General features: G+C 74.6%; 23 protein-coding genes and 1 pseudogene. 11 read left to right on the forward strand and 13 right to left on the reverse strand.

From position 1 onward, the window contains the following. The first annotated feature begins 194 nt into the window (after positions 1–194). From AB2U05_RS00550 to AB2U05_RS00570, 5 genes are all read left to right on the forward strand, one after another. Entirely contained in the window at positions 195–2,621 is a 2,427-nt protein-coding gene (locus AB2U05_RS00550) for a S8 family serine peptidase (protein ID WP_369182063.1), read from the forward strand. 66 nt (positions 2,622–2,687) lie between these two features. Further along, positions 2,688–2,870 (forward strand): hypothetical protein, encoded by a 183-nt coding sequence (locus AB2U05_RS00555; protein ID WP_045711752.1) that lies wholly within the window; start codon positions 2,688–2,690, stop codon positions 2,868–2,870. Between the two features lie 72 nt (positions 2,871–2,942). Further along, complete coding sequence (locus AB2U05_RS00560; RefSeq protein WP_045702999.1) at positions 2,943–3,134, forward strand: hypothetical protein; 192 nt, start codon at positions 2,943–2,945, stop codon at positions 3,132–3,134. Positions 3,135–3,246: 112 nt separating this feature from the next. Next, on the forward strand, positions 3,247–3,627 hold the full coding sequence (locus tag AB2U05_RS00565) for a hypothetical protein (RefSeq protein WP_045711751.1): 381 nt from the start codon (positions 3,247–3,249) through the stop codon (positions 3,625–3,627). A 67-nt stretch (positions 3,628–3,694) separates the two neighbouring features. After that, positions 3,695–3,895, forward strand: coding sequence for a hypothetical protein (locus AB2U05_RS00570; protein WP_045702995.1), 201 nt, complete (start codon positions 3,695–3,697; stop codon positions 3,893–3,895). Positions 3,896–4,029: 134 nt separating this feature from the next. Here AB2U05_RS00570 and AB2U05_RS00575 read toward each other — a convergent pair whose 3' ends face one another. After that, on the reverse strand, positions 4,030–5,091 hold the full coding sequence (locus tag AB2U05_RS00575; protein WP_369182064.1) for a hypothetical protein: 1,062 nt from the start codon (positions 5,089–5,091) through the stop codon (positions 4,030–4,032). Further along, on the reverse strand, positions 5,088–5,237 hold the full coding sequence (locus tag AB2U05_RS00580; RefSeq protein ID WP_167352971.1) for a hypothetical protein: 150 nt from the start codon (positions 5,235–5,237) through the stop codon (positions 5,088–5,090). The genes AB2U05_RS00575 and AB2U05_RS00580 overlap by 4 nt, the downstream gene beginning before the upstream one ends. 347 nt (positions 5,238–5,584) lie before the next feature. On the opposite strand from AB2U05_RS00580, the gene AB2U05_RS00585 reads away from it, so the two are divergent. Then, complete coding sequence (locus AB2U05_RS00585) at positions 5,585–6,670, forward strand: hypothetical protein (RefSeq protein WP_369182065.1); 1,086 nt, start codon at positions 5,585–5,587, stop codon at positions 6,668–6,670. Between the two features lie 86 nt (positions 6,671–6,756). Here the strand turns inward: AB2U05_RS00585 and AB2U05_RS00590 are convergent, their stop codons facing one another. The 6 genes from AB2U05_RS00590 to AB2U05_RS00615 form a co-directional block, all read right to left on the reverse strand. Beyond that, positions 6,757–7,608, reverse strand: a complete 852-nt coding sequence (locus AB2U05_RS00590; protein ID WP_078860797.1) for an SAM-dependent methyltransferase — start codon at positions 7,606–7,608, stop codon at positions 6,757–6,759. Next, a complete protein-coding gene (locus tag AB2U05_RS00595) occupies positions 7,605–7,967 on the reverse strand; it encodes a hypothetical protein (RefSeq protein ID WP_045702987.1) in 363 nt (120 codons plus the stop codon). Before AB2U05_RS00595 ends, AB2U05_RS00590 begins: the two co-directional genes overlap by 4 nt. A gap of 213 nt (positions 7,968–8,180) precedes the next feature. After that, a complete protein-coding gene (locus AB2U05_RS00600; protein ID WP_369182066.1) occupies positions 8,181–8,774 on the reverse strand; it encodes a hypothetical protein in 594 nt (197 codons plus the stop codon). Positions 8,775–9,079: 305 nt separating this feature from the next. Continuing rightward, positions 9,080–9,502 carry a hypothetical protein gene (locus AB2U05_RS00605; protein WP_369182067.1) on the reverse strand — a complete coding sequence of 141 codons (423 nt, stop codon included), beginning with the start codon at positions 9,500–9,502 and terminating at the stop codon, positions 9,080–9,082. A 148-nt stretch (positions 9,503–9,650) separates the two neighbouring features. After that, positions 9,651–10,856, reverse strand: a complete 1,206-nt coding sequence (locus tag AB2U05_RS00610) for a lanthionine synthetase LanC family protein (RefSeq protein ID WP_369182068.1) — start codon at positions 10,854–10,856, stop codon at positions 9,651–9,653. Positions 10,857–11,233: 377 nt separating this feature from the next. Further along, on the reverse strand, positions 11,234–14,581 hold the full coding sequence (locus AB2U05_RS00615; protein ID WP_369182069.1) for a lantibiotic dehydratase: 3,348 nt from the start codon (positions 14,579–14,581) through the stop codon (positions 11,234–11,236). Positions 14,582–14,845: 264 nt separating this feature from the next. Here AB2U05_RS00615 and AB2U05_RS00620 point away from each other — a divergent pair, with 264 nt between their 5' ends. Further along, positions 14,846–14,977, forward strand: coding sequence for a hypothetical protein (locus AB2U05_RS00620; protein ID WP_279616844.1), 132 nt, complete (start codon positions 14,846–14,848; stop codon positions 14,975–14,977). A gap of 124 nt (positions 14,978–15,101) precedes the next feature. On the opposite strand, the gene AB2U05_RS00625 is transcribed toward AB2U05_RS00620, so the two are convergent. Both AB2U05_RS00625 and AB2U05_RS00630 read right to left on the reverse strand, forming a co-directional pair. Further along, positions 15,102–16,043, reverse strand: a complete 942-nt coding sequence (locus tag AB2U05_RS00625; protein ID WP_369182070.1) for a cupin domain-containing protein — start codon at positions 16,041–16,043, stop codon at positions 15,102–15,104. A gap of 319 nt (positions 16,044–16,362) precedes the next feature. Continuing rightward, complete coding sequence (locus AB2U05_RS00630; RefSeq protein ID WP_369182071.1) at positions 16,363–16,635, reverse strand: RICIN domain-containing protein; 273 nt, start codon at positions 16,633–16,635, stop codon at positions 16,363–16,365. On the opposite strand from AB2U05_RS00630, the gene AB2U05_RS00635 reads away from it, so the two are divergent. From AB2U05_RS00635 to AB2U05_RS00645, 3 genes and pseudogenes are all read left to right on the forward strand, one after another. Continuing rightward, positions 16,556–17,428, forward strand: coding sequence for a substrate-binding domain-containing protein (locus AB2U05_RS00635; RefSeq protein ID WP_369182072.1), 873 nt, complete (start codon positions 16,556–16,558; stop codon positions 17,426–17,428). The genes AB2U05_RS00630 and AB2U05_RS00635 overlap by 80 nt on opposite strands. Before the next feature lie 82 nt (positions 17,429–17,510). Next, positions 17,511–18,416, forward strand: a complete 906-nt coding sequence (locus AB2U05_RS00640) for a ribokinase (RefSeq protein WP_369182073.1) — start codon at positions 17,511–17,513, stop codon at positions 18,414–18,416. After that, a pseudogene (locus AB2U05_RS00645) lies at positions 18,413–18,505 on the forward strand (RbsD/FucU domain-containing protein); the annotation flags it as partial. The gene AB2U05_RS00640 and the pseudogene AB2U05_RS00645, both read left to right, overlap by 4 nt. A gap of 40 nt (positions 18,506–18,545) precedes the next feature. Here AB2U05_RS00645 and AB2U05_RS00650 read toward each other — a convergent pair. After that, complete coding sequence (locus AB2U05_RS00650; protein WP_369182074.1) at positions 18,546–19,262, reverse strand: flavodoxin family protein; 717 nt, start codon at positions 19,260–19,262, stop codon at positions 18,546–18,548. A gap of 305 nt (positions 19,263–19,567) precedes the next feature. On the opposite strand from AB2U05_RS00650, the gene AB2U05_RS00655 reads away from it, so the two are divergent. Then, the gene (locus AB2U05_RS00655; protein WP_369182075.1) at positions 19,568–21,091 is read left to right on the forward strand and encodes an MFS transporter; all 1,524 of its coding nucleotides are present in this window, start codon (positions 19,568–19,570) and stop codon (positions 21,089–21,091) included. A gap of 510 nt (positions 21,092–21,601) precedes the next feature. Here the strand turns inward: AB2U05_RS00655 and AB2U05_RS00660 are convergent. Both AB2U05_RS00660 and AB2U05_RS00665 read right to left on the reverse strand, forming a co-directional pair. After that, on the reverse strand, positions 21,602–22,333 hold the full coding sequence (locus AB2U05_RS00660) for a hypothetical protein (RefSeq protein WP_045699686.1): 732 nt from the start codon (positions 22,331–22,333) through the stop codon (positions 21,602–21,604). Positions 22,334–22,541: 208 nt separating this feature from the next. Further along, positions 22,542–25,301, reverse strand: a complete 2,760-nt coding sequence (locus tag AB2U05_RS00665; protein WP_369182076.1) for an alkaline phosphatase family protein — start codon at positions 25,299–25,301, stop codon at positions 22,542–22,544. Positions 25,302–25,360: the final 59 nt, after the last annotated feature.

Here is a 25,360-nt window from a genome sequence, read left to right on the forward strand (position 1 = left end):
GGTCGCCACGACGCTCCCCGGCACGCTCGCGCCACGCCCGCCCCGTTGACTGGCACCAGCTGCCGCGGTCCGCGCAGCGGGCCCGCGGCGGCCACCACCCGACCAGGGCCCGGCCGTTCGGACGCGGCACGACCCACCACCCCCGCGGGGCACCGGGCGCACCCGGTCCCCGCCCCCGAGAAGGACGATGCCCCATGGAGCCCAGAGCGGTGCTGCGCGGCGTCCGCGCCCCGGAGGCGGACCTCCTCGGCGACCCGTCCGTGTGCGTCGCCGTCCTGGACGGCCCCGTCGACCTGTCGCACCCGTGCTTCGACGGCGCCGACCTCACCCGCCTCGACACCCTCGTCACCGAGCCCGCCGGCGGCGGCCGGATGTCCCTGCACGGCACCCATGTCACCAGCCTGATCTTCGGCCGGCCCGGCAGCCCGGTGACCGGGATCGCCCCGCGCTGCCGCGGCCTGGTCCTCCCGGTGTTCACCGACGCGGGCGAGGGCCGGGTGCACCAGCTCGACCTGGCCCGGGCCATCGAACGGGCCGTGCAGGAGGGGGCACACATCATCAACATCAGCGGCGGCGACCCCAGTCAGGGCGCCCGGCCGGACGCCATGCTGGAACGGGCCCTGCGGCTGTGCGCCGACCAGGGCGTCCTGGTGGTCTCGGCGGTCGGCAACGACGGCTGCGACTGCGAGCAGGTGCCGGCCGCCGTCCCGACGGTGCTCGCCGTCGGCGCGGCCGGGCCGGACGGCGAACCGCTGGAGCTGAGCAACTGGGGCTCCGCGTACGCGGCCAACGGCGTCCTCGCGCCGGGGGAGGGCATCGAGGGCGCCGTCCCGGGCGGGGGGCGCACGGCCCTCACCGGCAGCAGCTTCGCCACACCACTGGTGTCCGGGGTTGCCGCGCTGCTGGTCGGCGCGCAGGGACGCGCGGGGCGCCGCGCCGACCCGCAGGCCGCCGGACGGGCCGTCCTGCAGGGCGCGGACACCGCGCCCTGCACGCCCGCCGAAGCGCCCGAGTGCCGACGCCGCCTGGTCGGCCACCTGGACGCGGCGCGGGCGTACGAGCTGATCAGCCGAGGAGATCCGACGACACGTCAGGCCGGCGCCGGGACCACGGCGGACGGCGCCCGCCGCACCACCCTCTCCCCCGAGGCCCGGGTCGCCGCAGCCGGCGCACCCTCGTCGCTCGGGACCGTCCCTTCCGACTCGCACGAGGGAGCCAGCACCATGGACACCCAGAGTTCTCCGGCCGTCACCCCCCAGGCCGCGCCGATCGCGCAGCCGGCACCGATCGCGCAGGACGCGCCCCACGAAGCCGTCGCACCGGCCGGAGCACGTGCCGGATCCGGCACGGGAGCGACCGACGGCGTGGCGGCCGCGAGCCCCGCCCCCGTCCCGCCCCCCGAACCCGCCCCGCTCACCGGCGCCACCGCGCTCGGGCTCGCACCGGCGGCGGCCGTGGCACCCGCCGCTCCCGCCCCGGCCGCCGCCCCCTGCGCCTGTCAGGGCGGCGCGCGGGCCGGCGGCGGCGTCCGGCCGTCCTGCGCCTCCACCAACGACCGGCCACTGGTGTACGCGATCGGCCGGGTCGGCGTCGACTTCCAGACCGAGGCCCGCCGGGACAGCTTCCGCCAGCTGATGGACCCCGTCGAGGGCACGATGCCGGACGGGACCCCGACCGAATCACCCGCGAACCCCTACGACGCCCGGCAACTGCACGCCTACCTGACGGCCAACCCGTGGGCGTCCGACAAGGTCACCTGGACGCTGAACCTGGAGAGCACGCCGATCTACGCGCTGGAGGCCGAACTCCCGGTCGGCATGGACTTCACCAGCCCGGGCCCCCTGGACCTCACCCTCGCGAAGACCGACGTGCAGCGGATCGTGAGCGATCCCGCGAAACTCGCCGACCTCGTGATGGCGATCGCCGCCCCACCGGTCTCCACCGTCTACCGCTCCTTCCGGGACGCCTACCTCGGCCAGCACCTGGTGGCCGCCACGGACGACGACTACATCTCCCGGATCTCGGTGCCCGGCCGGCTGACCGACCGGACCGTCCGGCTGTTCTCCGGCCAGATCGTGCCCGTCGTGGAGGTCAAGAGCCGCGGCGTCTTCATCTGGTACGAGAAGCAGCTGGTGGACGCCGTGCTGGCGGCCGTCACGAAGGAGGCCGAGCAGCAGCAGATGGCGATCGACGAGACGTACGTGCGCCGGACCATCGACGCGTTCCTCGACAAGGTCTACTACCAGTTCCGCAACCTCGGGCAGACCTCCGCCGACCGGGCGATGAACTCCGCCGGGACGAACGCGTTCTCGGTCGCCAAGACCATCAGCCAGGCCATGCTGCTGGGCCAGAGCATCCCCAGCAACCCGAGCCAGCGGGCCTCGGCCCTCGGCGGCCTCAACCCCGAGAACCTGATGAACCCCAGCCTGTACTGCATCGACACGATCACCGTCGCGAAGAGCCCGTACTGCCGCATGGGCTCGGACTGCCAGGACGTGACGGTGAGCTTCTTCGACCCGGAGAACGACCGGCGCGCCCGGGTCAACCTGCTGTTCACGATCGACGTCAGCGACGAGTTCCCCGTCAGCCTGGCGCCGGCCCACCAGTTCCTCGGTTCCTGAGCCCGCGGGCACCCGCCGGTGCCCGCAGCACGGGACCCCACTCCTGGAACCCGCCGGAGGCGGATCATGAAGACTCCCAGAACGCTCCCCAAACCGGTCCACGACCTGCCGGTCCTGGCCCCGCCGGTTCGCCGGGACGACCAGGGCGAGGCCGGCCGGCAGCCCTACGGCCCGGGCGTCGAACCCTCCCGGTCGCCGTGCGCCGGCCTGACCGGCCCGGCCCGGGGCATGTGCTACGCCGCCTACTGACGGCCCCGCCCCCGTGACCCGATGAAGATCGACACGGAAGAGGAACACGAACAAGAGAAGGGATGAGCGGAAATGACCCACGAAGAAATCCGCGAGGAGCACCCGGTGTGGTTCCCCACCCCGCAGCTCCCGAAGCTGGCCCCGCCGGTCGACCGCACCGGCACCCACGGCGCCGCCCTGGGTGACACGCAGGGCGTCGAGGCCAACTTCGACCTGAAGAGCCTCCTGGGCGCCGCTGCCCAAGGCCTCGGGTCGCTCTTCTGACGAGGTACCCGTGTCGGCGGCGGAACCCGAGCCCTCCGCCGCCGGCCACCCCACCCGGTGACGCCTCGGCACGGGGTCGGTCACCGGAGCACCCGGCAGGAGAGACAGAACCATGGAACAGCAGCCGCGCCAGGCACCACCGATCGACCGCAAGGTCGGCTACGACCCCGATCTGAAGCTGGTCAAGGTGCTCCCCAGCGTCGACGACGCAGCTTCGAGCACGAACTCGGTCATGCCGACGTCCAACGCGATCGTCGCCTTCGCCGGCCGCCCGACGCCGACAGTCGGCCCGGGCGCAGCCCCGGCGCCCGCTCCCGACGCCGCCGCGGACCCGGGCGACGGGACCACCGGCAAGCCCCATGCCGCGAACCCGCCCACGTACTACCTGGACGGACCGGGCGGCTTCTACGGCCCCAGCTTCGCGGATCCGGCCCCCTGGGCCTGCGGCGGCGCCCCCGGCCCCGGTAGCACCACGCTCGGCGGCCGTCACTGACCACCTCGGGACCCTCACCGACGAGGGATGAGCCCACCGAACCAGCACCAGAGAACGGAAGATCGCCATGATCAACGTAGACGTTCGCGAAGAGCGCCGGGTGTGGTCCCCCACCCCGCAGCTCCCGAAGCTCGCTCCGCCGGTCGACCGCACCGGCACCCACGGCGGCACCCTGGGCGGCGCGCAGGGCGTCGAAGCCGACAGCTTCTGGGACACCCTCAGCAACATCGCCTCCACCGTCCTGCCGATCGCGGCCGCCGTGATCTGACAGCGCCATGGCAGCGCGAACCCGGCGCCGGCCGCGCGGCCCCACCGCCCGCGGCCGGCGCACCCGGTGCAGCAACCCCGGCTGACACCGCACCGACGCGTCGGTGCGGTGTCAGCCGACGGCCCCGGCCCGGGTCACCCGGACCGGTCCCGGAGCAGGGTGCGGAACCTCGCCAGCGCGCCCACCGCCGCGGCCGCCCCGAAGACCTGGTCCACGTCGCTGACCAGCACGCCCGTGCCCACCGCGCCCTCCCGCCGGACCTGCTCCGGCGCGGGCGTCAGGACCTCGGGCGGCGGGATCCGGAAGACCGGCGCGGTGGGCCAGGAGCCGTCCGGCGCCTGGCTGTCGAGCAGGTGACGGGCGGCGGCCACCAGCGCCTCGGTGACCCGGGGCCGGCAGGACATCAGCGCCCGCATGGCGAGGGCGGTGGCGAAGGCCGAGGGGCCGATCTCCGGATCGCCGCACCACCCGCCCGGCCCGCCGGCCCGCTCGGTGAGGGCGTCGTGGACCCGGCCCAGCAGCGCCGGGTCCCCCCGCCGCGCGGAGCCGAGCGCCTGGACGGCGACCGCCGTGGGGTACGCGACGCCGGGCCACCAGTAGCTCCGCCACAGCCCGTCTGCGGCGCGGGAGCGCCGGAGGTCGTCGGCGGCCAGGTCCACCACCCGCCGGTCGCACCGGCCGTGGACGGCGAGGGCCATCAGGGCGGAGGCCGTGACGCAGACGTGCGGCTGGGTCCAGCCGCCGACCGCGTCCGGCGCCGCGCCGATGAACCGGTGGATCCCGTCGAGCGCGTCGTAGGTACTGATGCCGCCGCTGATCGGCTCCTGGTGCCGGACCAGGTACCGGGCCGCCCGCATGGCGGCCGACGGGCGCCAGGGCGTCACGGTGGTCAGGGCCAGCAGCGCCCAGGCCGTACTGTCGGCATCCGAGGGGACGGCCCCGTTGTACGCCCAGCCGCCGTCCCGGCGCTGCAGCGTGACGAGCTGCCGGGCCGCCGGGCCGACGACCTCCCACTCGGCGTCCGCCTCGGCGAGGGAACAGCAGACGAAGCCCGTGACCCAGTGCGAGCTCGCGCCGGCCGGCGTGCGGAAATCGCGCCAGAGGCCGTCCGGGTCCCGGCGCGCCGCGAGGTGGCGCAGCCCCCGCGACAACGCGCCGTCCAGCGAGGACAGCCGGGGTACGGCCGCGGTGCTCACTCCGGCCACCCGCGGACGCCGTGCTCGACGAAGGCCCTCAGCCCGCTCTCGGCCGCCCCGGGCGTGGACCACAACTGCCGGAGCGCGGCGGTGACTTCGGCCGCGGCCTCGCGGACGCGGGCGCCGTCGAGAAGGTCCTCCCTCACCGCCCGGCCCCCTCGTTGTCCTCGTCCCGGGCCGCGTACGTGCACGCGTGGCGACGGCCCTCCTGACACCGCCCGCTGATCCACGGCATGCGGCCTCCTCGACCTCGCGGCGCCGCGTCGCGCCGGTTCCCGCGCCGGCGCTCCATGGGCGGCCGGCCGTTGCCCAGCCTGCGCCGGCGCCTCGGGCACGCACCATCCGGGCTGGCCCGTTCGAAGCAGCCGGGCCGCGTGTTCCCGCGCCGGATCCGCTGCGGTGGAGGGCGCCCCGGCCGTGACGGAGGATGGTGCGCGAACGGTGGTCCGGCGGTGCCGATCGAAACCGGCGCCACGTCCAGGGGCAGGCCGAGGTGGAGATTCCCGAAGAACTGCGGCGGGCGGTCGACGACGCGGTCAACCGCAGCCTTTCGAGCGAGCTCGACGCCCGGGGCCTGCTGCTCGCCCCCGCGGCCCTGGAGGCGGCCACGGCCGACGCCGTCCGCGCGGGGGCGGACCTGCTCCGCCGGGCGGTGGAGCACTGCTACCCGGACGGCCGGGCCGGGGCCTACCGGATCGAGTTCGACGACGACCGGGCCGCCGAACGCATCGGCCTGGGGCTCGCGTTCGGATCGGTCACCGCGCACCTGCTGGCACCGCGGCGGGTCGGCGACGAACGGGCGGCCACCACCGCGCTGTCCTGCGCGGTGTTCAACCTGGCCGTCGGCCTCGTCGACGGCGTGTGCGACGGCGCCCCGCCGCTCGGGCTGGAGCTGCTCCGGACGGTCCGGTCCGTCGACCTGACCGGCGCCGCGACCGAGCCGTGGCCGGACGGACGGCTGCGCGCCGCGCTGCCGGAACCGCTGCGTACGGACCCGACCGTGGAGTTCACCGCCCGGCTCGTCGAGGCCTTCGTCCGCCTCCTGCACCTCGGCCACCCGGCCGAGCCGGGCGCGGCGCTGCGCGAACGCGTCGGCGCCCGGCTGGCGGAGGCCCTGGCGGCGGAGCACCTGTCGGTGCGGCGCCCGGCCGGTGCCACCACCCGTGACCAGCTGGTCGGGTGCTCGCGAGGGACCTCGGTCCTGCCGTTCCAGATCATCGAGCACCTCGCCACCGGCCTGCCGACGCTCCCCCCGCCGACGGCCGGCACGCTCCTCGGCGAGGCGATGTGGCGGATCGACGACCTGGTCGACCTCTGCCAGGACGCGGGCGACGGGGCGCTCAACGCGGTGCTGCTGGCCGCGGCGGACGGCCCGTGGCCCGCCGACCCGCGCGACGGCGCGGCCACCCTCGAACGGGCGCTCGACTCAGGGGTCGTTCCGGCCCTGGCCGCCGAGGCCGCGGCGCGCCTGGAGGCCGGGCTGACGGCGGCCGCTGCCGGCGGGGCCGAGAGCCGGGACCGGCCGCTCTTCCTCTCCTTCGTCCACCGGTACGCCGGCATCGCGCCCCGCGGCCGCTGACCCCCGCCCGGACGCCACCGTCCCACGCGCGAGGGGAGCGGCCGGGCCCGGCCGCTCCCCTCGCGCGCACGCCCTGCGCTCCGGCCTCACCCCATCGGGGCCACCGGCACCGCTTCCGCGGGCGTCCCCCGGCTCACCATGAGGTCCAGCAGCTCGGAGTCCAGGACGGGCCGCTCGGTCAGCGCGGGCACGTACAGCGTGCCGATGCCCGGCATCCCCTCCAGCGCGGCCGCCAGCTCACCGAGTTCCAGCGGCACCACGGTGGAGCGCAGCAGCGGGTGGTTCTTGCTGGTCACCAGCTTGACCCGGTGATCGCGGGGATAGAACCGCAGCAGGTGCTCCTGCAGCGGCTCGAACTGCCGTGCGGCGTACGGTCCGTCCGGACAGGTCGGGTCCCCGACGACCGTCGGCTGCCAGATCACGCAGGTGACGTCGGTCTGGACGGGCCGCTGCCGCAGCAGCAGGTCGGTGGCCTCGTACATCTGGATGCCGCCGTTGGCGATGTCGGTGCCGAGGTCGACCAGCAGCGTGTCGAACGCGGACACCCCGGGGAAGACCTCGACGTGCAGGTCCAGCAGCGCCGCGGCCCGGGTGATCAGCGTGGTCGGGTAGCAGTACACCCAGGGGTGGCCGTAGGTGGCCAGGCAGATCGGCCCCTCGGCGACGGCCGCCGACAGCACCTCGGCCGCCATCCGGTGGTAGGTCGGCAGCCGGTTCATGCCCGGCTCGTAGAACCGGCTCAGGTCGGTCACCTGCGGGCACAGGGTCTCGATGTGCTCGGTGATCCCGAATCCCGAGGCGATGACGAAGGTGTGCTTGCTCCGCCGGATGACCTCCTCGGCCTCCCGGGTGAGCTGGTGCGTCCCGACGATGCCGGTGCCGACGATGCCGATGTCGAAGGGCCACACCGAGGGTGCGCCCATGGCCTGCCCGCTCATCCGATCAACCTCACCAGGCGGAGCATCGCCTCGCGGCGCTCCTCGTCGTTCCCGGCCTGCCGGACGGATTCGATCTCGCTCGTGATCAATGCGCTGACGTCCTTCTGCTCCGGTGGCGGCACCGACCGGTTGATCCAGTCGTGGGTGCCGGAGATCTTGACCGTGATCGCCAGCCGCCCCTCGTCCTCGCCCTGCTTCTTCAGCGCGTCGGACAGCAGCTGCGGATCGGAGAACGTCGCCGCCTCCTCCGGGCTCAACTCGTAGTCGGCGAGGGCCGCTTCGGGATCGGACTGGCAGTGGATGTAGAAGGCGTAGTCGCTTTGCACACGAGCGAGCGCAGCGTCGTAGTCGCGTCGCATGGGTCCCACCTCCCTTTCGGTTGCCGCAACGGTAGGAACGCCCGGCAAGTGCGTCAACGAACCACGCCGCCGTCGACGCCGGGGCCGAGTATCTGAACTCGGCTGCCCCGAAAGCGAGATGACTGATCATCAGTTCTACACTCCGGTGCCCGACGGCGGGGGCAGGAGACCGGCAGGGCCGACCTCCTGCCCCCGCACTCGGCGCGGGACCGGTCAGCCGGCCAGGAGGAACTTGGTGGACGTGGCACCCCGGTAGGTGCTGCAGTCGTAGTTCTGGGTGGTCGCGGTGTACGTGAAGCCGGTGGGCACGTCACAGGCCCACATGCCGCTGACCGGCTTGCGCAGGTGGAAGGCGTTGCTCTGGACGCCCTGGACGGTGGAACAGGCCAGGCCCCAGACGAGGTAGTCGTAGGTGAAGTCGCGGGGGCCGTCGCAGGCGACCAGACCGTCGTACGGCTTGCGCAGGTGGAAGGCGTTGCTCTGGACGCCGGAGATCTGGCTGCAGGCGGAGCCCCAGCTGATGGAGTCGTAGACGAAGCCGGGCGCGCTCACGCAGGCCGTCAGGCCGTCGTAGGGGGTCACCAGGTGGTACTGCGGCGAGCCCCAGCTGCCGCCGCCGCTGCAGCTGCGGTTCATCTGCACCTGGTCGTAGACGTACCCGGTCGGGACGGTGCAGGCCCAGGCGCCGTCGAGGCTGCTGGCGGTGGCGCTCGCGGGGGTCGCGGCGGCCGCACCCGAGAACAGCAGGGCGACGGCGGCCAGGACGGCGAGAAGTATGCGGAAGGGACGGGTGGGTGCGGCGGGCATGGCTCTCCCAAGGTCGTGACCGGGCAAAGGCGCCCGGACAAAGAGGGGTGGCACGGGAACACCCGGACCTGCGGTACCGGGCAGGCGCACAACGGGAGTTGCGGCCCGCCGATGGTTGTAGCACGGAGATGTCGTGGTGATCCCGTGAACCGTTCAAGTCGGGTGGATGCCGCGGAACCTTGACCGGAATCCCGCCGTCGAGATCAGGACACGGCGTCAGGGGGCGATGCCGGAACACGAGCTCGGAGCGCAGCCCCCACCGCCATCCGGAGGCGGTGGGGGCTGCGGCGTCCCGGGGGGCGCGGTCACGCCGTGGCGGCGCCGGTCTTCTCCTCGAGCGGGATGATGCGGGTCTCGGCCGTGCCGATGAGCGGCGTCTCCGAGTACACGTCGAGCTGCCCCGCCATCGGCCCGATCCCGATCCGGTGCACGGTGGTGATGCCGATGGTGCTCACGGTCGCGCTCGGCCCGACCAGGTTGACGGAGGGCACCAGCACGGAGAACGACGTGGACCCGCGGTCGACCGAGATCTCGATGGTCACGCTCACCACCTGGCCGAGCGGGGTCTTGTCCACCGTCACCTCCGAGCCCCGGAACACCAGGGACCTCGTCGAGTCGGCGTACTCGAAGGAGCTCAGGCCGCCCGCTCCGATCGGCATCCAGACGACGTGGAGCGGGGAGTGGCTCCCATGGGTGGAGTGGAACTGGTAGTAGTCCGGCTCGGTCACGGCTTCTCCGTCTCGGTTGGCGGTCCCCCCTGTCTGGCGCCCCAGCCTCCGTCCGGTCCCCCACCGCCCCCGACCGGGCGCGCGTGTTTGGACCGAACGTGCGACACGGCCTCGTCCGAAGGCAGGCAGGCGGGCGCCGGCGGCGGGCTCAGCCGAGGAGCAGGAAGGCGTCCCAGCCCCCTCCGGCGGCGCCGCCGGGCCGAGGGTCGCCGTGGAGGTGGGCGTGGAGGGCCAGGGCCGCGCCGGCGGTGCCCTCCAGGAGGGTGGCGGGCTCTCCGGCGGCGAGGGCGGCGGCCAGGTCGCGGGCGGTGGCCGCGGCGAGGGCCGGCAGGTGGTCGGCCAGGGCGGCGGAGCCGGAGTCCTCGGCCATCCGCTGGACGATTCGCAGCAGACCGCCGGTGCCGTGGCAGAGCCCGGCGCCGGCCAGGTGCCAGGCGGCGGGGTCGGCCAACGCGTCGGCGAGCGCGGCGACGGCCGCGTCCCGCCAGTCCGCGCGGCCCAGTGCGGTGCCGGCGAGGAACAGCGCCCGGGCCGCGCCCGGGGTGCCGTAGCACCAGGCCGCCCGGGTCGGCGCGTCGGCGGGCGGCCGGCCGGCGGCCACGTCCTCGACGCGCACCGTCATCGGCCAGCCGCCGGCGGGCCGCCGGTGCGCGGCGAGCCAGGACGCGAGGGCCTCGATCGCCTCGTCCTGGCCGGGCACCCGGACGCCCTGCAGCCGGGCCAGGGCCAGCAGCGCGAGCGGGCCCGGAACGCCGTGCGCCAGACCGAGGTTGACGTGGCCGCGGGGATGGTCGGGGTCCGCGCCGGGCAGCCCCGGACCGCCCGCCGTCCACCAGCGCGGCAGCGCCCCGCCGCCCGGCGCGGCCAGCTCCACCAGGGCGGCCAGCACCCCGGCCAGCGCGGGCCCCTCCGGCTCCAGGGCCAGCAGCAGCCGGCCCAGACCCGCCGCCCCCGAGACCGCGTCGAAGGTGTGCGCCCGCAGCCCCGCCCCCGCCGCCAGATCGGCCCGCAGCGCCACCACCCGCCCGGCGGCGGACTCACCGACCCGGGGCACCAGCGCGTCCAGCAGGCCGCGGTACTCGCCCGGCTCCCGCGCCATGGTGCGGGCGGCGAAGGCCACCGCGGCGGCACCGGAGTAGAGGCCGCCCCCGCGCATCGCCCCGGGCGCCCGCACCGCACCCGCGAGCAGCCCGTGCGCGGCCCGACGCAACGCCGGGTCCTCCCCGGCCAGCACGGCCAGCGCCAGCGCCGCACCGCTCGGACCGGCCCCGAGCCCGGGGGCCGGGACGGCCTCCGGGTCGGCGGGGCGGGCGAGTTGGGCGGTGACCGCCCGGACGGTTTCGGTGGGAGTCATCGAACCTCGCTCGAAGTGGTGGGTTTCCAGGTGCACACCCGCGAGGCGGCCACCGCACCCGCGGTCCAGGCCAACTTGCCTGCGGAACAGGCACGTTCGGTGACGACAGCAGGCCGATCCCGACCCCCGAGCGCCCACCCGGCACGCCGACCGAGCGCCCACCGAACGGGACCGCCGCCACAGCCCGGGCCGGCCGGCCTGCGCGACAGGCATGGGCGGCGACGACGGCAAGCCGCCCCGAGCGCCCGCACGCCAGCCGCGACCAGCCGGCGCCCGCCCCCACCCACCGCCGCCCCCTCCCCGGCCGGTGCCGACGCCGCACCACGCGGGCCGGCCCCGGGCCGGCCGCCGCAGGCCGGGCCGCCGGCTCGGGCGGCTCATCGCTCGGCGGTGGGGCGGGTGCGGTGGGCTTCGAGGGTGCCGCGGGCGAGGGCGTAGGCGCGGCGTTCCGCCTCGCGGTCGATGCCGATGAGGCGGTTGTGGCCCATGTGGAGGACGGAGGCGAGGGCCGGGCCGGCGGTGGGCGGGGTGAGGCGGGGGGCGTACTGGGCGAGTCGGGCGGCGCGCTCGTGCCAGGCGGCGGTGAGGGCGGGGTCGGCGGGCAGCAGGCCGCCGCCGGGGGTGGTGGGGCCCGCCGGGCCGATGGCGCGCAGGGCCGCGGCGCGGTGGGCCCGGAAGGCCTGGTGGTGCTGTTCGGACTTGGGGTAGGTGGCGGCGATCCAGCCGCCGACGGGCAGCGGGGTGGGGCGGGCCGCGAGGAAGGCCTGGGCGGTGGCGGTGAGGTTGACGGCGGCGAGAAGTTCACCGGGCGTGGTGCGGGCGGCGCGGGCCAGCCGCAGGGCCGCGAGGGCGACCAGGCTGTCGGCGTGGAAGACGCGCTCGGCGTCGGCGAGAGCGGCGGGACCGCCGTAGCGGTCGGTCTCGGGCGTGTAGCTGTCCAGGCGCAGGTCGGCGGCGAGGCCGGCGCGGCGCAGGTCGTGGGCCCAGTCGTGGAGGGCGGGCAGCAGGTCCGCGGCGAGGGCGCGCGGCGTGCCGTGGAAGCGCAGCCGCAGGTGGGGGGCGGGGTCGCGGTAGCGGATGAAGAACCAGCGGTCCACGTCGCCGGGCAGGTCGGCGAGCAGCCGGGGCAGGTGGTCGGCGAGGATCTCGTCGTGCCGGGCCTCGGTGGCGGCGAGGCGGGCGAACAGCCAGGGGCCGCCCGGGAGTTCGGGGCTGCGGGGGTGCGGGGCGGGCAGCGGACGGCGCGCCGCGGGGGCGGCCGGGTCCGCCGGGCGGGCGGTGCGGCGCAGCGGGACGACGAGTTCGGCGGTGCGGGCGCCGCCGGGGCCGAGCAGCCAGCCGCCACCGCCGTCGCCGGTGAGGTCCTCCTGGAGCACGGTGGGCCGGTCGGAGCGGGACTGGCTGTGCAGCAGGCGGCGGTGCCAGGGGTTGTCGAGGTCGAGGCCGATGCGCTGGTCACCGCTGAGCAGGCGCACGGCGGCGGGCACGCCCCAGCGGCGGCGCCACCGGGCGAGGCCCTCGGCCCACTGCTCGTACGGGGCGTCGCCGGAGGGGACGGGGGCGGTGAGGCGCCAGGCGGCGGGCGCGAGGACGACCCGGCCGCGGCGGACGCGGGGCAGGGCGGGGGCGCTGGCGGCGGCGCCCCAGTCCCAGGGCTGCCAGGGGCGTTGGCCGGTGAGCGCGACCTCCTGGAGGAAGCGGGCCGCGTTGGGGGCCCCGGTGCGCAGGTTGAGCGCGTGGTGGGCGGTGGCGCGGATCTCGCGGCCGAGGCTGCGGGAGTGGACGGTGAGGCGTTCGGCGTCGGCGAGGACGACGAGGTCGTCCAGCGGGAGGGCGGTGGGTCCGCCGGGGTCGGGGAAGGCGCTGACGGCGACGCGGTGGCCGAGCCAGCGGGGGGTGAGGGCGATGTTGGCGTGCCGGGGGCGGTAGGGGGTGAACTCCAGTTGGGTGTCGAGGACTTCGTCGGGGTGCGGGGTGCTGCCCGCGGCGGCGGCGAGCAGCGCGCCGCCGTCCGCGCCGTCTCCGCCCGCGCCGGCGAGGTGGGCGGCGAAGCGGCCGAAGGTGGCGCCCGCGCGGTCGCTGCCGGCGGTCGGGGAGAGCACGAGGCGGAACTGGCCGGCGTCCAGGGCGTCGAGGGAGTCGGCGGCGAGTTCGGCGTACAGCTCCAGGGAGGCGGGCGGGGTGTCGGCGGCGCCGCCGGATTCGTCCTGCGGGGGGATCAGACGGGCGAGCAGGTCGTCGTCGAGGACGACCTCGGGCAAGGGCGCGCCGGGCTCGCGGTCGGCGAGGGCGCCGGAGGCGAGTTCGGCCAGCACCCGGTCGCGGGCCGCGTCGGCGTCGGTGCGGGGGCGGGTGGACTGCGGGTTGGCCGCGCCCCGGGCGCCGGCCGGGCGCCGGTAGCCGGCGGGCGGGCCGAGGCCGGTGTCGGGGTCGAGCAGTTCGGTGAGCGGGACGGGGCTGTCGGTGCCGTACCGCTCGACGAACTCCGCGTGGTAGGTACGCAGGTGCTCGGGGGCGGTGACGGGCGGGGAGAGCCGCCACAGGAGCGTGGCGGTGTGCTCGAGGTCGGTGCGGACCTGCTCGGGCAGGACCACCTCGGCGTCCAGGGCGAGGTCGGCGTGCAGCGCTCGGTCGGCGGGCCCGAGCCGGGTCATCCGCCGGCGCGCCTCGCGCAGCACGGCGGTGGCCTGCCCGCGCGGCAGGCCGGCGGCCTGCCCCAACAGGGAACGTACGGTGGCGAGTTCGGCGCGCACGGGGTGGCCGTCCGGCAGTCGGTCGAGGACGTGGCCGAGCAGGTCGGTGCTGTCCGGCGGGGGCGTCAGGTCGGTGAGCAGGAAGCCCTGGGCGACCAGGGTGCGGACGAGCGCGGCGATCGCCTCGGCCGGGGCGGCGGGGAAGTCGGCGGCCAGCGCGGCGAGCAGGTCGGCGTGGCGCAGCGGCCGGGCGGCGTGGCGCACGGCGGCGCGCACCACGGCGGTGGCACGCACGGTCCGCTCGCTGACGGGCTGCGCGCCCCCGGCTCCGGCGCCCCCGCCCTTGGCACCCCCGTCCTTGGCACCTCCGCCCCTGGCGACCGCGCCCTTCCCGCCGGCCGACTCGGCGCGCCGTTCGGGCAGGTAGGGCAGGACGAGCCGGTCGCCGCGCAGGGCGACCTGCTGGTCGGCGGCCAGCCACAGGGTCGCCAGCACCTGCGGTTCGGTGCGCAGCCGGTCCAGGAGCGGGAGGAGCCAGCCGAGGTCGGGGCGGAAGGCGCGGCGTTCGGCGCCGTCCCAGCGGACCTCGGCCCGGGTGCCGAAGCGGGCCGGTGCGACGGCGGCCATCAGGCCGAAGGGGGTGGGGCGGGTGGCCATCCGCAGCCGGTAGCGGCCGATCGCCTCGGCGGCGCGGCGCAGAGCGGCCGGGCGCAGAGCGACGGGGCGCAGGGCGTCAGGGCCCAGTGCGGCCGGGCCCAGTGCGGCCGGGCGAGGCGCGGCGGCAGCCGCCTGGTCCACCAGGTCCGCCAGCGAGGGGCTGGAGACCTCGATCGCCTCCCGCAGCACCGGATCGGCGGCGGCCTCGGCGACGTACGCCATGAGCCCGTCGGCATCGAGCCCGGCCGCATCGACCGCATCGGCCCCGGCGGGGACGGCGCGGTCCGGGCGGGCCGACGCCGGTGTGCGCAGCAGGACGGGTCCGGTCGCGGTGAAGAGCGTGTCCCGGTGTGCCGCGTGCGTCTTCTTCCCCACCGTGCCCCCGTGCCTCGTGTCGCCCTGTCGCCGTATTGCTGTGGTGCCGTGTCGCCCTGTCGCGATGTCGCTTCGTCGAGCGAGTTCGTCGGGTCGTTCTATCCCGACGATCGAAAGGTGTCTATGAGCGATCAAAAGTCATCAAGAGTTGGCTGGATTCGGCCATCCGTTGTCGCACGGTCATTGTCGGGCTCCGCGGCGAGTGCCTAACGTCCGCTGCAGTCCGCCGCGGCCAGTCGCGGCACTGACGAAGGGAGGCCCCCCATGGCCACCGACATGCAGGAGCTGTTCGACCTCGACGTGCAGGACCTCGTCGCCGCCGAGACCGGCGAGCAGGAGGAAGCCGCGTTCAGCATCTCGTGCGAGGGCTCCTGCACCCGCCCGTACTGCATCTGACCGGTGCCACCGGCTCGATCGGGCGGCTCCGCCTGATCCAGCGGCAGTACGGGTACGACCGGGCGCGGTTGCCCGGACCGTTCACACGGTCCGGCGCAACCGCGCCCGTTCGCGTTCCCCCGGCTCAGCCGCCCAGCGGCCCCGGGAGCGGCGGGGCGTCCGGCGCCGGGGCGGGCAGCGGGCCCCGTGCGAGGCGCAGCAGTTCCTCCGGGGTCAGTTCGGCCAGGCGGGCGCGGCTGCGGTGCAGCACCTCGGCGGCGGCGGCCAGCAGGTCGGCGGCCGTCCCGGGCCGTTCGGGCAGGTCGCCGGCGCCAACGCCGGTGCCGCTGCCGCTGCCGCCACCACGGGAGGTGCCGGCGGCCAGGAACTCGCCGACCGCCGCGTGCAACCGCCCGGTGCCGACCTCACGGACGACGAACGACAGGTGCACCGACAGCCCCTGACGCCCGGTCGCGGCATGCGGAGCGCCGCGCGGCACGTACAGCACCTCGCCCGGCGCGAGCACCGTCTGCACCGCCACCGGCCCCGGCTCGGGGGCGAGCCCCGGGCGCCAGCGCCCGTCCGCCGGCGCCTCGTGGACCGTCCACTCCTTCTCCCCCGCGAGCTGGACGACCAGCACGTCCGCGTCGTCCCGGTGCACGTCCAGGCCACGCCGGCCGGCGCCCGTCGCGAAGCAGAACGCCTCGGTGCGACGCCCCAGCTGGAGCGCGATGTCGCCGGCCAGCGCCCGCACGGGGGCGTGCCACTGGTCCAGCTGCGGCAGCAGCAGCGTGGCGCCCTCGGCCAGCAGGGCGGTGATCCGCCCGGGGTCCGCCCAGCCCTCGTCCCGCCGCCCGGCGACCGTGCGCGCCGTACAGAACCGCTCGGGCGCGACGACCTCGCCGCCCATCACCATCTCCACGTACGGCACCCGGAGCAGGCCCCCGTGCAGGACGGCGTCCAGCTCGTCCGGCCGGGGCAGCCCGGCGGGCCACCCGGCGGTGCGGAACACCTGCGGCCTCCGGTCCTCCAGTGCCCTGGCGAAGTCCTCCGTGTCCCCCACCAGCTCGGCCAGTACTCGCCCCATCGCCCATCCCCTCTCGTCCGACGCCCGGCGTCCGGCGTCCCGTCCCACATCGCCTCCGGCGGCTCACAGGTGACCGACCGTCCCATGACGAACGGATGAACGAGGGGCAGCGGTTGAACCGCATCCGCCGGCGGATCGGGAACCGGCCAGCTTGACACCCCCGCCCGCCCGGACCCCCTGCCCCACGACCCCGCAGGCCACCGGGCCCGCCACCCCGCCCACCGCGCTCCGGAGCAGGACCCCGACGGACGGAGATCCGGCGACCGTGGGATAGATCACACCACCCCCGCCCCCGCGGCGACCGGGGCCCGACGCCGGATCAGATGAACCGCCACCGGTGGTCGCCGGCGCCGTTGTCGTCCCAGAGCACGGCCCGCGCCCCCAGGGCGGTGGAGGCACCGGAGATGCCGAGGACGCGGCCGCTGTCGGCGCACTGGATCCTGAAGGTGTCGCCGCCGCCGTGGCGCAGGCGCCACCGGTGGTCGGCGGCGCCCGGCGTCGACGTGCCGGTGGTGCGGGCGGACGGGCGGGGCGCCGTACGGGACCTCGTCGCGCACCTGCACCGGCTGGGGCACCGCCGGCTGGCGATCATCGGCGGGCCGGCGGCCACCACGACCGGGCAGGAGCGTGTGGCGGCGTTCCGCGAGGCGCTGGCGGAGTACGGCCTCGACCTGCCGGACCGGTACGTCGGCCAGGGCGACTTCCAGGCCGACAGCGGCCGGCGGGCGACCGAGCGGTTCCTCGACCTCGCCGAGCCCCCGCAGGTCGTGTTCGCGGCGGACAACCTGATGGCGCTGGGCGCCCTGGACGCCGTACGCGCCCGTGGGCTGCGGGTGCCGGACGACATCGCGCTCGACAACGTCGCCGGCGGCGAGCAGGCGGCGAAGGCCCTCGCCGAGAAGCTCGGCGGCAGCGGGAAGATCGTGATCCTTCAGGGGCTGGCCGGCACCTCCGCCGCGCGCGAGCGGGCCGAGGGCTTCGCCAAGGAACTGGCGGCGTACCCGGGGATCGAGGTCGTGGCGCAGCAGCCGGCCGACTTCGACCGGACGAAGGGTCTCGACGTCATGTCGAACCTGCTCCAGGCACACCCGGACGTCCGGGGTGTCATCGCCGCGAACGACGAGATGGCGCTCGGCGCGGCGAGGGCGCTCGGGTCCGAGGCCGGTGATTCCGTGCAGGTCGTCGGCTTCGACGGGACTCCGGACGGGCTGAAGGCGGTCGAGCAGGGGACGCTGTACGCGTCCGTGGCCCAGCAGCCGTCGCAGCTCGGGAAGATCGCCGTGGACAACGCGGTCAAGGCGATCGAGGGGGAGAAGGTCGAGGAGACCATCAAGGTGCCGGTGAAGGTGGTCACGAAGGAGACCGTGGCCGGATTCAGTGGCTGAGACAGGGAAAGGGGTGGCCCGGGTGCCCGCGGAAGCGGGGCTCCGGCTCACCCCGTTCCGGATTTCCTGATTGGGGAGTTTCATGTACGACTACGACGTGCTGGTCGTGGGGTCGGCCAACGTCGATCTCGTGATCGGTGTCGAGCGCAGGCCCGCGGCCGGGGAGACGGTTCTCGGGTCGGACCTCGCCGTCCATCCCGGCGGCAAGGGCGCCAACCAGGCGGTCGCCGCCGCGCGCCTCGGGGCGCGCACGGCGCTGCTCGCGCGGGTCGGGGACGACGCGAACGGGCGGCTGCTGCTGGAGTCGCAGCGGAGCGCGGGGGTCGACACGACGAGCGTCCTGGTGGGCGGGGCCCCGACCGGCGTCGCGCTGATCACCGTCGACCCGTCCGGGGACAACAGCATCGTGGTGTCGCCCGGCGCGAACGGGCGGCTCACGCCGGAGGACGTCCGGGCCGCCGGGCCCCTGGTCCGCGCCTCGCGGGTGGTCTCGGCGCAGTTGGAGATCCCGTTGGAGTCGGTCGTCGAGGTGGTGCGCCAACTGCCGTCCGGTACGCGGTTCGTGTTGAACCCCTCGCCGCCGCGGGCGCTGCCGGCCGAGGTCCTGGCGGCCTGCGACCCGCTGATCGTCAACGAGCACGAGGCCCGGGTGATCCTGGGCGGCGAGGCCATCGGCGACGATCCCGCCGCGTGGGCGCGGGAGTTGCTGGCGAGCGGGCCCGAATCGGTCGTGGTGACGCTCGGTTCGCAGGGCGCCTTGGTCGCGTCCGCCGAGGGTGAGGTCGTGCGGGTCGCGTCGGTGCAGGTCGAGGCCGTCGACACGACGGGTGCCGGTGATTCCTTCACGGCCGCACTGGCCTGGAAGCTGGGTGCGGGGGCCTCGCTCGCGGAGGCCGCCGCGTACGCCGCCCGGGTGGGCGCCGTCGCCGTGACGCGGCGGGGGGCCCAGGAGTCGTTCCCCACCGCCGCGGAGGTCGAGGCGCTGTGACGAAGGGCGGGAGCCTGAATCGCCATCTCGCCGGAGCCCTCGCCGAGTTGGGGCACGGTGACCAGGTGCTCGTGTGCGACGCGGCGGTCGGGCCCGGTCGGCCGGCGACGGCATGGTCCCGGATGCGGTTCAGCGGTGCTCGGGGTTCTCGAAGTCGAAGCGGCAGCCGGCGTCCCACTCCGAGCGCTGGTTGCCGTACGCCGGGATGCCGCCGGCGTCCTTGAGCATCCGGGCCAGGTGCAGCTGGTTCCACGTCATGAAGGTGGCGTTGCGGTTGGTGAAGTCGTTCTCCGGCCCACCGGACCCCGGGTCGAGGTACGACGGCCCCGGCCCGGCCTCGCCCACCCAGCCGGCGTCGGCCTGCGGCGGGATCGTGTAGCCGAGGTGCTGGAGGCTGTAGAGCACGTTCATCGCGCAGTGCTTGGCACCGTCCTCGTTGCCGGTGATCAGACACCCGCCGACCCGCCCGTAATACGCGTACTGCCCTTCCGGGTTGAGGATCGACGAACACGCGTACAGCCGCTCGATCACCTTCTTCATCACCGAGGAGTTGTCCCCCAGCCAGACGGGCCCGGCCAGCGTCAGGATGTCGGCGGCCATGACCTGGGAGTAGATCACCGGCCACTCGTCGGTCTCCCAGCCGTGCTCGGTCATGTCCGGCCAGACGCCGGTCGCGATGTCGATGTCCACCGCGCGCAGGACCTCGACCGCGACGCCCTGGCGCTCCAGGATGCCGGTGCTGACGTCGATCAGGCCCTGGGTGTGGCTGCGTTCCGGGGAGCGCTTGAGGGTGCAGTTGATCACCAGGGCGCGCAGGTCGGCGTACGAGGTCGTCGGGTCCGGCACGGGGTCCTCCGTCGTGGGGTGCGGGAGGCCGGCCGGACGGGCCCCGGGGCGCTCCCCGCCCAGCTCAGCAGTCCGGCGGCGCGGGCGCACGCCGGGCGGGGCCGGTCGCCTGACGGTGGACGCCGCCTCGTTCCGCCCGACCAGGGTCCTTCCGCGGCCTGGACCGGACGGGGTCTCCTCGCGCGCGTCCGGCCCGATATGCGCGGTTCGGGTGACGGTGTTGCGTACGGTCGGCGGCACGTCGCCGCCCGCCCGCGGGCGGGCCGTCCGTGCGAACTCCCCCTCTTCGAAGGAGACCGGCAGCCGTGCAACGCAAGTGGTGGACGCTGATCGCCGTGTCGGTGGCGACGTTCATGCTGCTGCTCGACATCACCGTCGTGAACGTCGCCCTGCCCTCGATCCGCAGGGACCTGGGCGCGAGCTTCACCGACCTGCAGTGGGTGTTCGACGCCTACGCCCTCTCCCTGGCCGCCCTGGTGCTGACGGCCGGTTCGCTGGCCGACCGGCTCGGGCGGCGCCGGGCCTTCGCGGCCGGACTGGTGATCTTCTCCGGCGCCTCGCTGCTCTGCGCCCTGGCCCCGAACCCGGTCTTCCTCAACGTCTCGCGCGCGGTCCAGGGCGTCGGCGGCGCGGTGATGTTCGCGGTCTCGCTCGCCCTGGTCGCGCAGGAGTTCCCGCCCGGGCGGGAGCGCGGCTCCGCGATGGGCGTCTACGGGGCCACCATCGGCATCGCCGTCGCCGTCGGACCGCTGATCGGCGGGGCGCTCACCGACTCGCTCGGCTGGGAGTGGATCTTCTACCTCAACGTGCCGATCGGAGCCGCGGCCCTGCTCGTCACCTACCTCAAGCTGGCGGAGAGCCGGGACCCGAACGCGACCCGGATCGACTGGGCCGGGGTCGTGGCCTTCAGCACCGGCCTGTTCCTGCTCGTCCTCGCGCTGGTGCGGGGCAACGCCGAGGGCTGGGGCAGCGGCCTGATCGTCGGGCTGTTCGCCGGTGCGGCCGTGCTGCTCGCCGTCTTCGTGCTGATCGAACGCCGGGTTCCGGAGCCGATGCTGCCGCTCGGGCTGTTCCGCCGGCAGGCGTTCACCGGCGTGCAGCTGGCGGCGTTCGCCGTCTCCAGCTCGCTGTTCGCGCTCTTCCTCTACCTCACGCTGTACCTGCAGAACTACCTCGGGCTCTCGCCGTTCGCGGCGGGCGTGCGCTACCTGCCGATCACGGTGCTCAGCTTCTTCGTGGCGCCGGTGGCCGGGGTCCTGCTCTCCCGGGTGCCGGCCCGGCTGATGCTCTGCGTCGGCCTGGTCGCGGTCGGCGCGGGCTTGCTGCTGATGGGCGACGTCCAGCCCGAGGACAGCTGGACCGGTCTGCTGGCCGGCTTCCTGGTCGGCGGCGCGGGCGTCGGGCTGATCAACCCGGTGATCGCCGACGTCGCGGTGAGCGTGGTGCCCAAGGAGAGGAGCGGCATGGCGGCCGGCATCAACGACACCTTCCGACAGGTCGGGATCGCGGTCGGCATCGCCGTCTGGGGAGCGATCTTCGTCGGCCGGGGCACCCACAAGGTCCGCGAGCTGGCGGCCGGCACGCCGATCGCGGAGGGCGCCCGTCCCCGTGAGCTGATCGAGGCCGCCTCCTCCGGCAGTCTGCCGCAGGCCCTCGCCGCACTTCCCGAGCCGGCCCGGGCGGCCGCCGCCACCGCCGCCCGGGCCGGCTTCCTGGACGGCCTCAACCTCGTGCTGCTGCTGGGCGGAGTGGTCAGCCTGGTGGGCGCCGCCCTCGCGCTCTGGCTGGTCCGGGAGGACCAGATCGACCGCCAGGAGATCCAGGGCTGAGGCCCGTCCCCCCACCCGCCTCACCCGCCCTGCCCGCCTCGCCCGTGGGCCCGGACCGCCCTCGAAAACGCGAGAGGACCCGGGAGCGTAGCCTGCTCCCGGGCCCCTGTGTGCCGCCCAATTGCGCACACCGGCACGTTGAAGGGTCGCGGATCAGATTGAAACCGACGCGTTCTACCTTTGAACTACCGTGCCACGAAGCGGCACAGACAGGACTTGAACCCGCATTCGTCGATGTTCGTCCACACCCGGTCGATCCGGTGTTCGGCGGCGAATGCTGAGACTGGAGCGAGAGTCTGAGATTCACGGGCTTGCCTCTACCGCTTGGGCTACCCCGGCCCGTGGTGCCGGGGGGAGGATTCGAACCTCCACTGGTGACCCCTGGTCAGCTTCAACATCAGTGTCAGCTTTTCGCATCGCGCAGCGCGAACCCGCCCCGGCTTCCCGGAACGGAGTCCTCTTTGCGCGCCCGATGCACCCGCCCGGCTCCCCGGGCGGGCGTTCATGAGGCTACCGGAACAGGTAGCCGAAGACGGCGTCGCCCACCCTCCGGTCGGTGACCTCGACCGAGTTGGCCTCCTCGCGGGCGAACTTGACCGCCTGCTGCAGCTTCTCCACCCGCTCGGCGAGCTCGTTCACCCGCCGGGCCGGCAGCGCGCCGGAGAACTTGACCGTGGTCCAGTAGCCGACCGCGATGTCCTCGTAGTAGACCTCGACCTGGGCCGGGTGCTTCTCGGTGGCCTCGGCCTTGACGTGGTTGCGCGGCACCTTCTTGGTCCGGATGGTGCGCACCGGCTCGGTCTTCCAGGAGTCGGTGGACGGGTCGAGGTTCCACGACTCGGAGGCGTCCAGCACCGGGAGCTTCTTCACGAAGGTGAACAGATCGGTGAGCTGCTTCTCCAGGAACAGCAGGTACGGCACCGGCACCTGGGCGAGGAGCACCTGGCCGTCCACCACCACGTCGGCGCTGGCACCGACGTTGGCCCAGTCCTTGGTGGCCGTGATGTCGAAGAGCCGGGTGAGGGTGCTCGCGGTGGACCGCAGGATGTCCTCGGCCTTCAGCTGCACCCGGGTCGACTCCGGCGGCAGCTGCTCGCCCTCCTCGTCCTTGGGCTGGTAGCTGCGGGAGATCCCGGCCAGCAGCGCGGGCTTCTGCAGGTCCTGGTGGGCCTGCGTCAGCTCCTGGAAGGACTTGGACTTGACGCCCTTTTCAACGGCGATGATCTGGTTCAGCTTTGCCACGTCCGGGACGCTATCAGCCCCGAACTGACCGGCGACACCCAATTAGTGACCGAGACCGGTGATCGAGCGGCCGGCCAGGGGCGGCCGGCCAGGGGCGCCGGTCAGGGGCGCCGGTCAGGGACGCCGGCCAGGGGCGGCCGCGCGCACGGCCGCCCCTCGCTCGCACCGACTCCGCCGCTCGAGGGCCGGTCCCCCGTGCGGCGCGGGATCAGCCGTCGTTCTCGGCGGACGGCAGGTAGGCACCGGGCACGTCGTTCGGCGCGAGGATCGCGCCCTCGCCCGGGTACGGCGTCGTCCAGTTGTGCGTCTGGTACCAGGTCAGGTGGTCCATCTGCGCCGGGTTCGCGCGGTCGGGCGCCGCGTTCGGGCCGGAGAGGTGCTGCTTCGACTTCCAGGCGGACCACTGGTCCGCGACGGCCCGCTCGGCCGCCGGCGGCTCGGTCGTGGCGGGCACCGCGGCCGCGTTGCGGTCCTGCGCCGCGGGCACGTCGACGCCGCACGGGGGCGGCGTCTTCAGGCCGTCGGTGAGCGAGGTCCGGTTGGGCACCGAGGTGAACGGCGTGAAGTCCGGCTTGTCGGTGAACGCCGTGGACATCGGGCTGGCCGCGCTGTCCTTCTGGTTCATCGGGTGGATGCCGAGGATCTGCTCGATGGTGCGGACCATCGTGATCTGCGAGTAGTAGCGGCTGTCGACCGCCCCGTGCTGCGCCCAGGGGCTGATGACCTGGATCGGGGCGCGGTGGCCGTCCACGTGGTCGAGGCCGGCCTGGGAGTCGTCCTCGACCACGAAGATCGCGGAGTCCTTCCAGTACTCGCTGTGCGAGATCTCGTCGATGATCCTGCCGGTCGCCAGGTCGTTGTCGGCGACCTGCGCGGCCGGGGCGGCCGGGCCGCCGGTGTGGTCGCTGGACAGCCACAGCATGTTGAGGTCCGCCGGGCCGTTCTGCTCGAAGTCCTGCTTCCAGATCTGGTACCGGTACAGGTCCGGCACGTCGGTGTCGAACCGGGGGAAGCCGGGCACCGACACGTCGTTGAGCGACGGTATCGGCGAGGAGGAGTTGAGGGTGTAGGCGCTGCCCTGCCCCGTCTCGTCCATGGTCTTCGCGTCGCAGTACAGGTTCTGCCAGGTCGCGCCGTCGGGCTTGGTCAGGAACTGGTGGAACTCGCCGAAGTCGCGCACGTCCTTGCCGGCCGCCTGCGCGCCCGACCACAGGAAGCCCGAGCGCTGGTGGCCCAGGCCGTCGTCCTCGGTGTCGTAGCTGCGCTCGTACTCGCCGGCCGAGGACTCGGTGTACTCCGGGTTGTCCGCCTGCATCAGCCAGTTGTGGCCCTCGGCGGAGTTGGTGCCGATGTCGTAGGTGTTGTCGTAGAGCCCGAACTGCTCGGCCAGCGCGTGCTGGTTCGGCGTCACGTTCGCGCCGAACTGGGCCAGCTTCGGGTCGCCGTTGCCCTTCGCGACGTCGCCGAAGACCTGGTCGTACGTCCGGTTCTCCTTGACGATCAGGAAGACGTGCTTGATCGTCGACGGGTCGCCGATCCGGGCCGGCACCGGCTTGGCCCGGCGCTTCTCGGCGGCGCCCTTCTCCGCCGTCCGGACCGCGCCGTCGGTCCAGCCGTTCTGCCGGAAGACCTTCGCGGTCTGGGCGCGGATCTCCCGGTCACCGGGCAGGGTGAACCGCGTCAGGCTAGAGGTCGTGTCGTGGGTGTTGTGGGCGCCGCCGGCGCGGGGCCGCCGGGCGTCGATGCCACGGGTGTTGGAGACGAGGACCGTCGAGCCGACGGTGGTGATCTCCGCCGGGAAGTAGTCCGTGGGCAGCAGGCCGACGTAGCTCACCGGCTCCCGCGCGCTCGTGTAGCGGTAGACCGCCACCGCGTTGGCGCGGCCGAGGGTGACGAGCAGGTGCCCGTCGTCGGTGAGCGTCACCGCGTCCGGCTCGTAGCCCACCGAGGCCTCCGGCCAGGGCTTGGTGGAGATGCGCTGCACGACCTCGTCCCGCGCGGTGTCGATGACGGACACCTGGTCGGAGCCGGTGTCGGTGACGAACAGCGTCCCGTTCCTGGCGTACAGCGCGGTCGGGTGCAGGCCGACCTCGATGGACCCGACCGCGGCGGCCGGGTCGCCGAGGTCGATCACGCTGACGGTGCCCGTGGTGGTGGCGCCCGTGTCCGGGTCGGCCGGCACCTGCGTGCCGTACGAGTTGAGGGTGGTGTCGTCGGCGGTGGCCGGGCGGCCGCCCTCGTTGCCGACGTACAGCTTCCGGCCCACCTGGGCGAGGCCGCGCGGCGCGTTGCCCACCGTCCAGCTCCGCCCGATCGCGCCGGTCGCCGCGTCGATCGCGACCACCCGGTTCTGCCCGTTGACGGCCGCGTACACCGTCGAGCCGTCCGCGGAGAACACCGCGCCCGAGGCCAGCGCGTGCTTGTCGCCGTCCGCCGGGATCGGCACCGCCACCGGGTCGGCGAGGGAGCCGTCCGCCGTCACGGTGAACCTGGTGTAACCGTCCAGCTGGCCCAGCCACAGCTGCTTGCCGTCCGGCGAGTACACCGGGGCCTCCTGGCCGACCGAGCCCTTGGGCAGGCGCAGGTCGTCCGTCTTGGCGGTACCGACGCGCTGCTGCACCTGGCCGGTCCTCAGGTCGACGATGACCAGCGAGGCGTCGCCGTCCGCGAGCGAGGCGGCCAGGTGGGCACCGTCCGGGCTGACCCGGGAGGCCATCAGCTTGCCGTTGTCGATGACGACCCGGCTGCCGTACGGGGCGATGTACTGGTCGCTGGAGACGACCTGGCCGTCCGCGGTGACCTGGCCGACCTGGGCCGTGCCGAACTGCTGGGTGGTCGCGAAGGCCGTGCCCGTGGCCACGGCCACCGCGGTGACGCACGCCGTGGCGAGCGTGGCGCGGCGGCCCAGGGGGCGGCCGAGGAGGGTGCGGTGCTCCGTCCGGACACGTCGACGACGTGTGACCTGCATGGCGTCAACCCTTCGTTGGTTTCGGTTCGTTCGGTGCGGATCGCGCAAGGGGTGGTGGT

The sequence above is a fragment of the Streptomyces sp. Y1 genome, from assembly GCF_041053115.1.
GTDB classification, from domain to species: Bacteria; Actinomycetota; Actinomycetes; order Streptomycetales; family Streptomycetaceae; genus Kitasatospora; species Kitasatospora rubellomurina.

Coding starts and splice junctions, on each gene's coding strand:
- AB2U05_RS00550 (WP_369182063.1), top strand. CDS start 195: ATGGAGCCCAGAGCGGTGCTGCGCGGCGTCCGCGCCCCGGAGGCGGAC.
- AB2U05_RS00560 (WP_045702999.1), top strand. CDS start 2,943: ATGACCCACGAAGAAATCCGCGAGGAGCACCCGGTGTGGTTCCCCACC.
- AB2U05_RS00595 (WP_045702987.1), bottom strand. CDS start 7,967: ATGCGACGCGACTACGACGCTGCGCTCGCTCGTGTGCAAAGCGACTAC.
- AB2U05_RS00625 (WP_369182070.1), bottom strand. CDS start 16,043: ATGGGGCGAGTACTGGCCGAGCTGGTGGGGGACACGGAGGACTTCGCC.
- AB2U05_RS00610 (WP_369182068.1), bottom strand. CDS start 10,856: ATGACTCCCACCGAAACCGTCCGGGCGGTCACCGCCCAACTCGCCCGC.
- AB2U05_RS00570 (WP_045702995.1), top strand. CDS start 3,695: ATGATCAACGTAGACGTTCGCGAAGAGCGCCGGGTGTGGTCCCCCACC.
- AB2U05_RS00590 (WP_078860797.1), bottom strand. CDS start 7,608: ATGAGCGGGCAGGCCATGGGCGCACCCTCGGTGTGGCCCTTCGACATC.
- AB2U05_RS00665 (WP_369182076.1), bottom strand. CDS start 25,301: ATGCAGGTCACACGTCGTCGACGTGTCCGGACGGAGCACCGCACCCTC.
- AB2U05_RS00600 (WP_369182066.1), bottom strand. CDS start 8,774: ATGCCCGCCGCACCCACCCGTCCCTTCCGCATACTTCTCGCCGTCCTG.
- AB2U05_RS00555 (WP_045711752.1), top strand. CDS start 2,688: ATGAAGACTCCCAGAACGCTCCCCAAACCGGTCCACGACCTGCCGGTC.
- AB2U05_RS00565 (WP_045711751.1), top strand. CDS start 3,247: ATGGAACAGCAGCCGCGCCAGGCACCACCGATCGACCGCAAGGTCGGC.
- AB2U05_RS00630 (WP_369182071.1), bottom strand. CDS start 16,635: ATGATCGCCAGCCGGCGGTGCCCCAGCCGGTGCAGGTGCGCGACGAGG.
- AB2U05_RS00640 (WP_369182073.1), top strand. CDS start 17,511: ATGTACGACTACGACGTGCTGGTCGTGGGGTCGGCCAACGTCGATCTC.
- AB2U05_RS00620 (WP_279616844.1), top strand. CDS start 14,846: ATGGCCACCGACATGCAGGAGCTGTTCGACCTCGACGTGCAGGACCTC.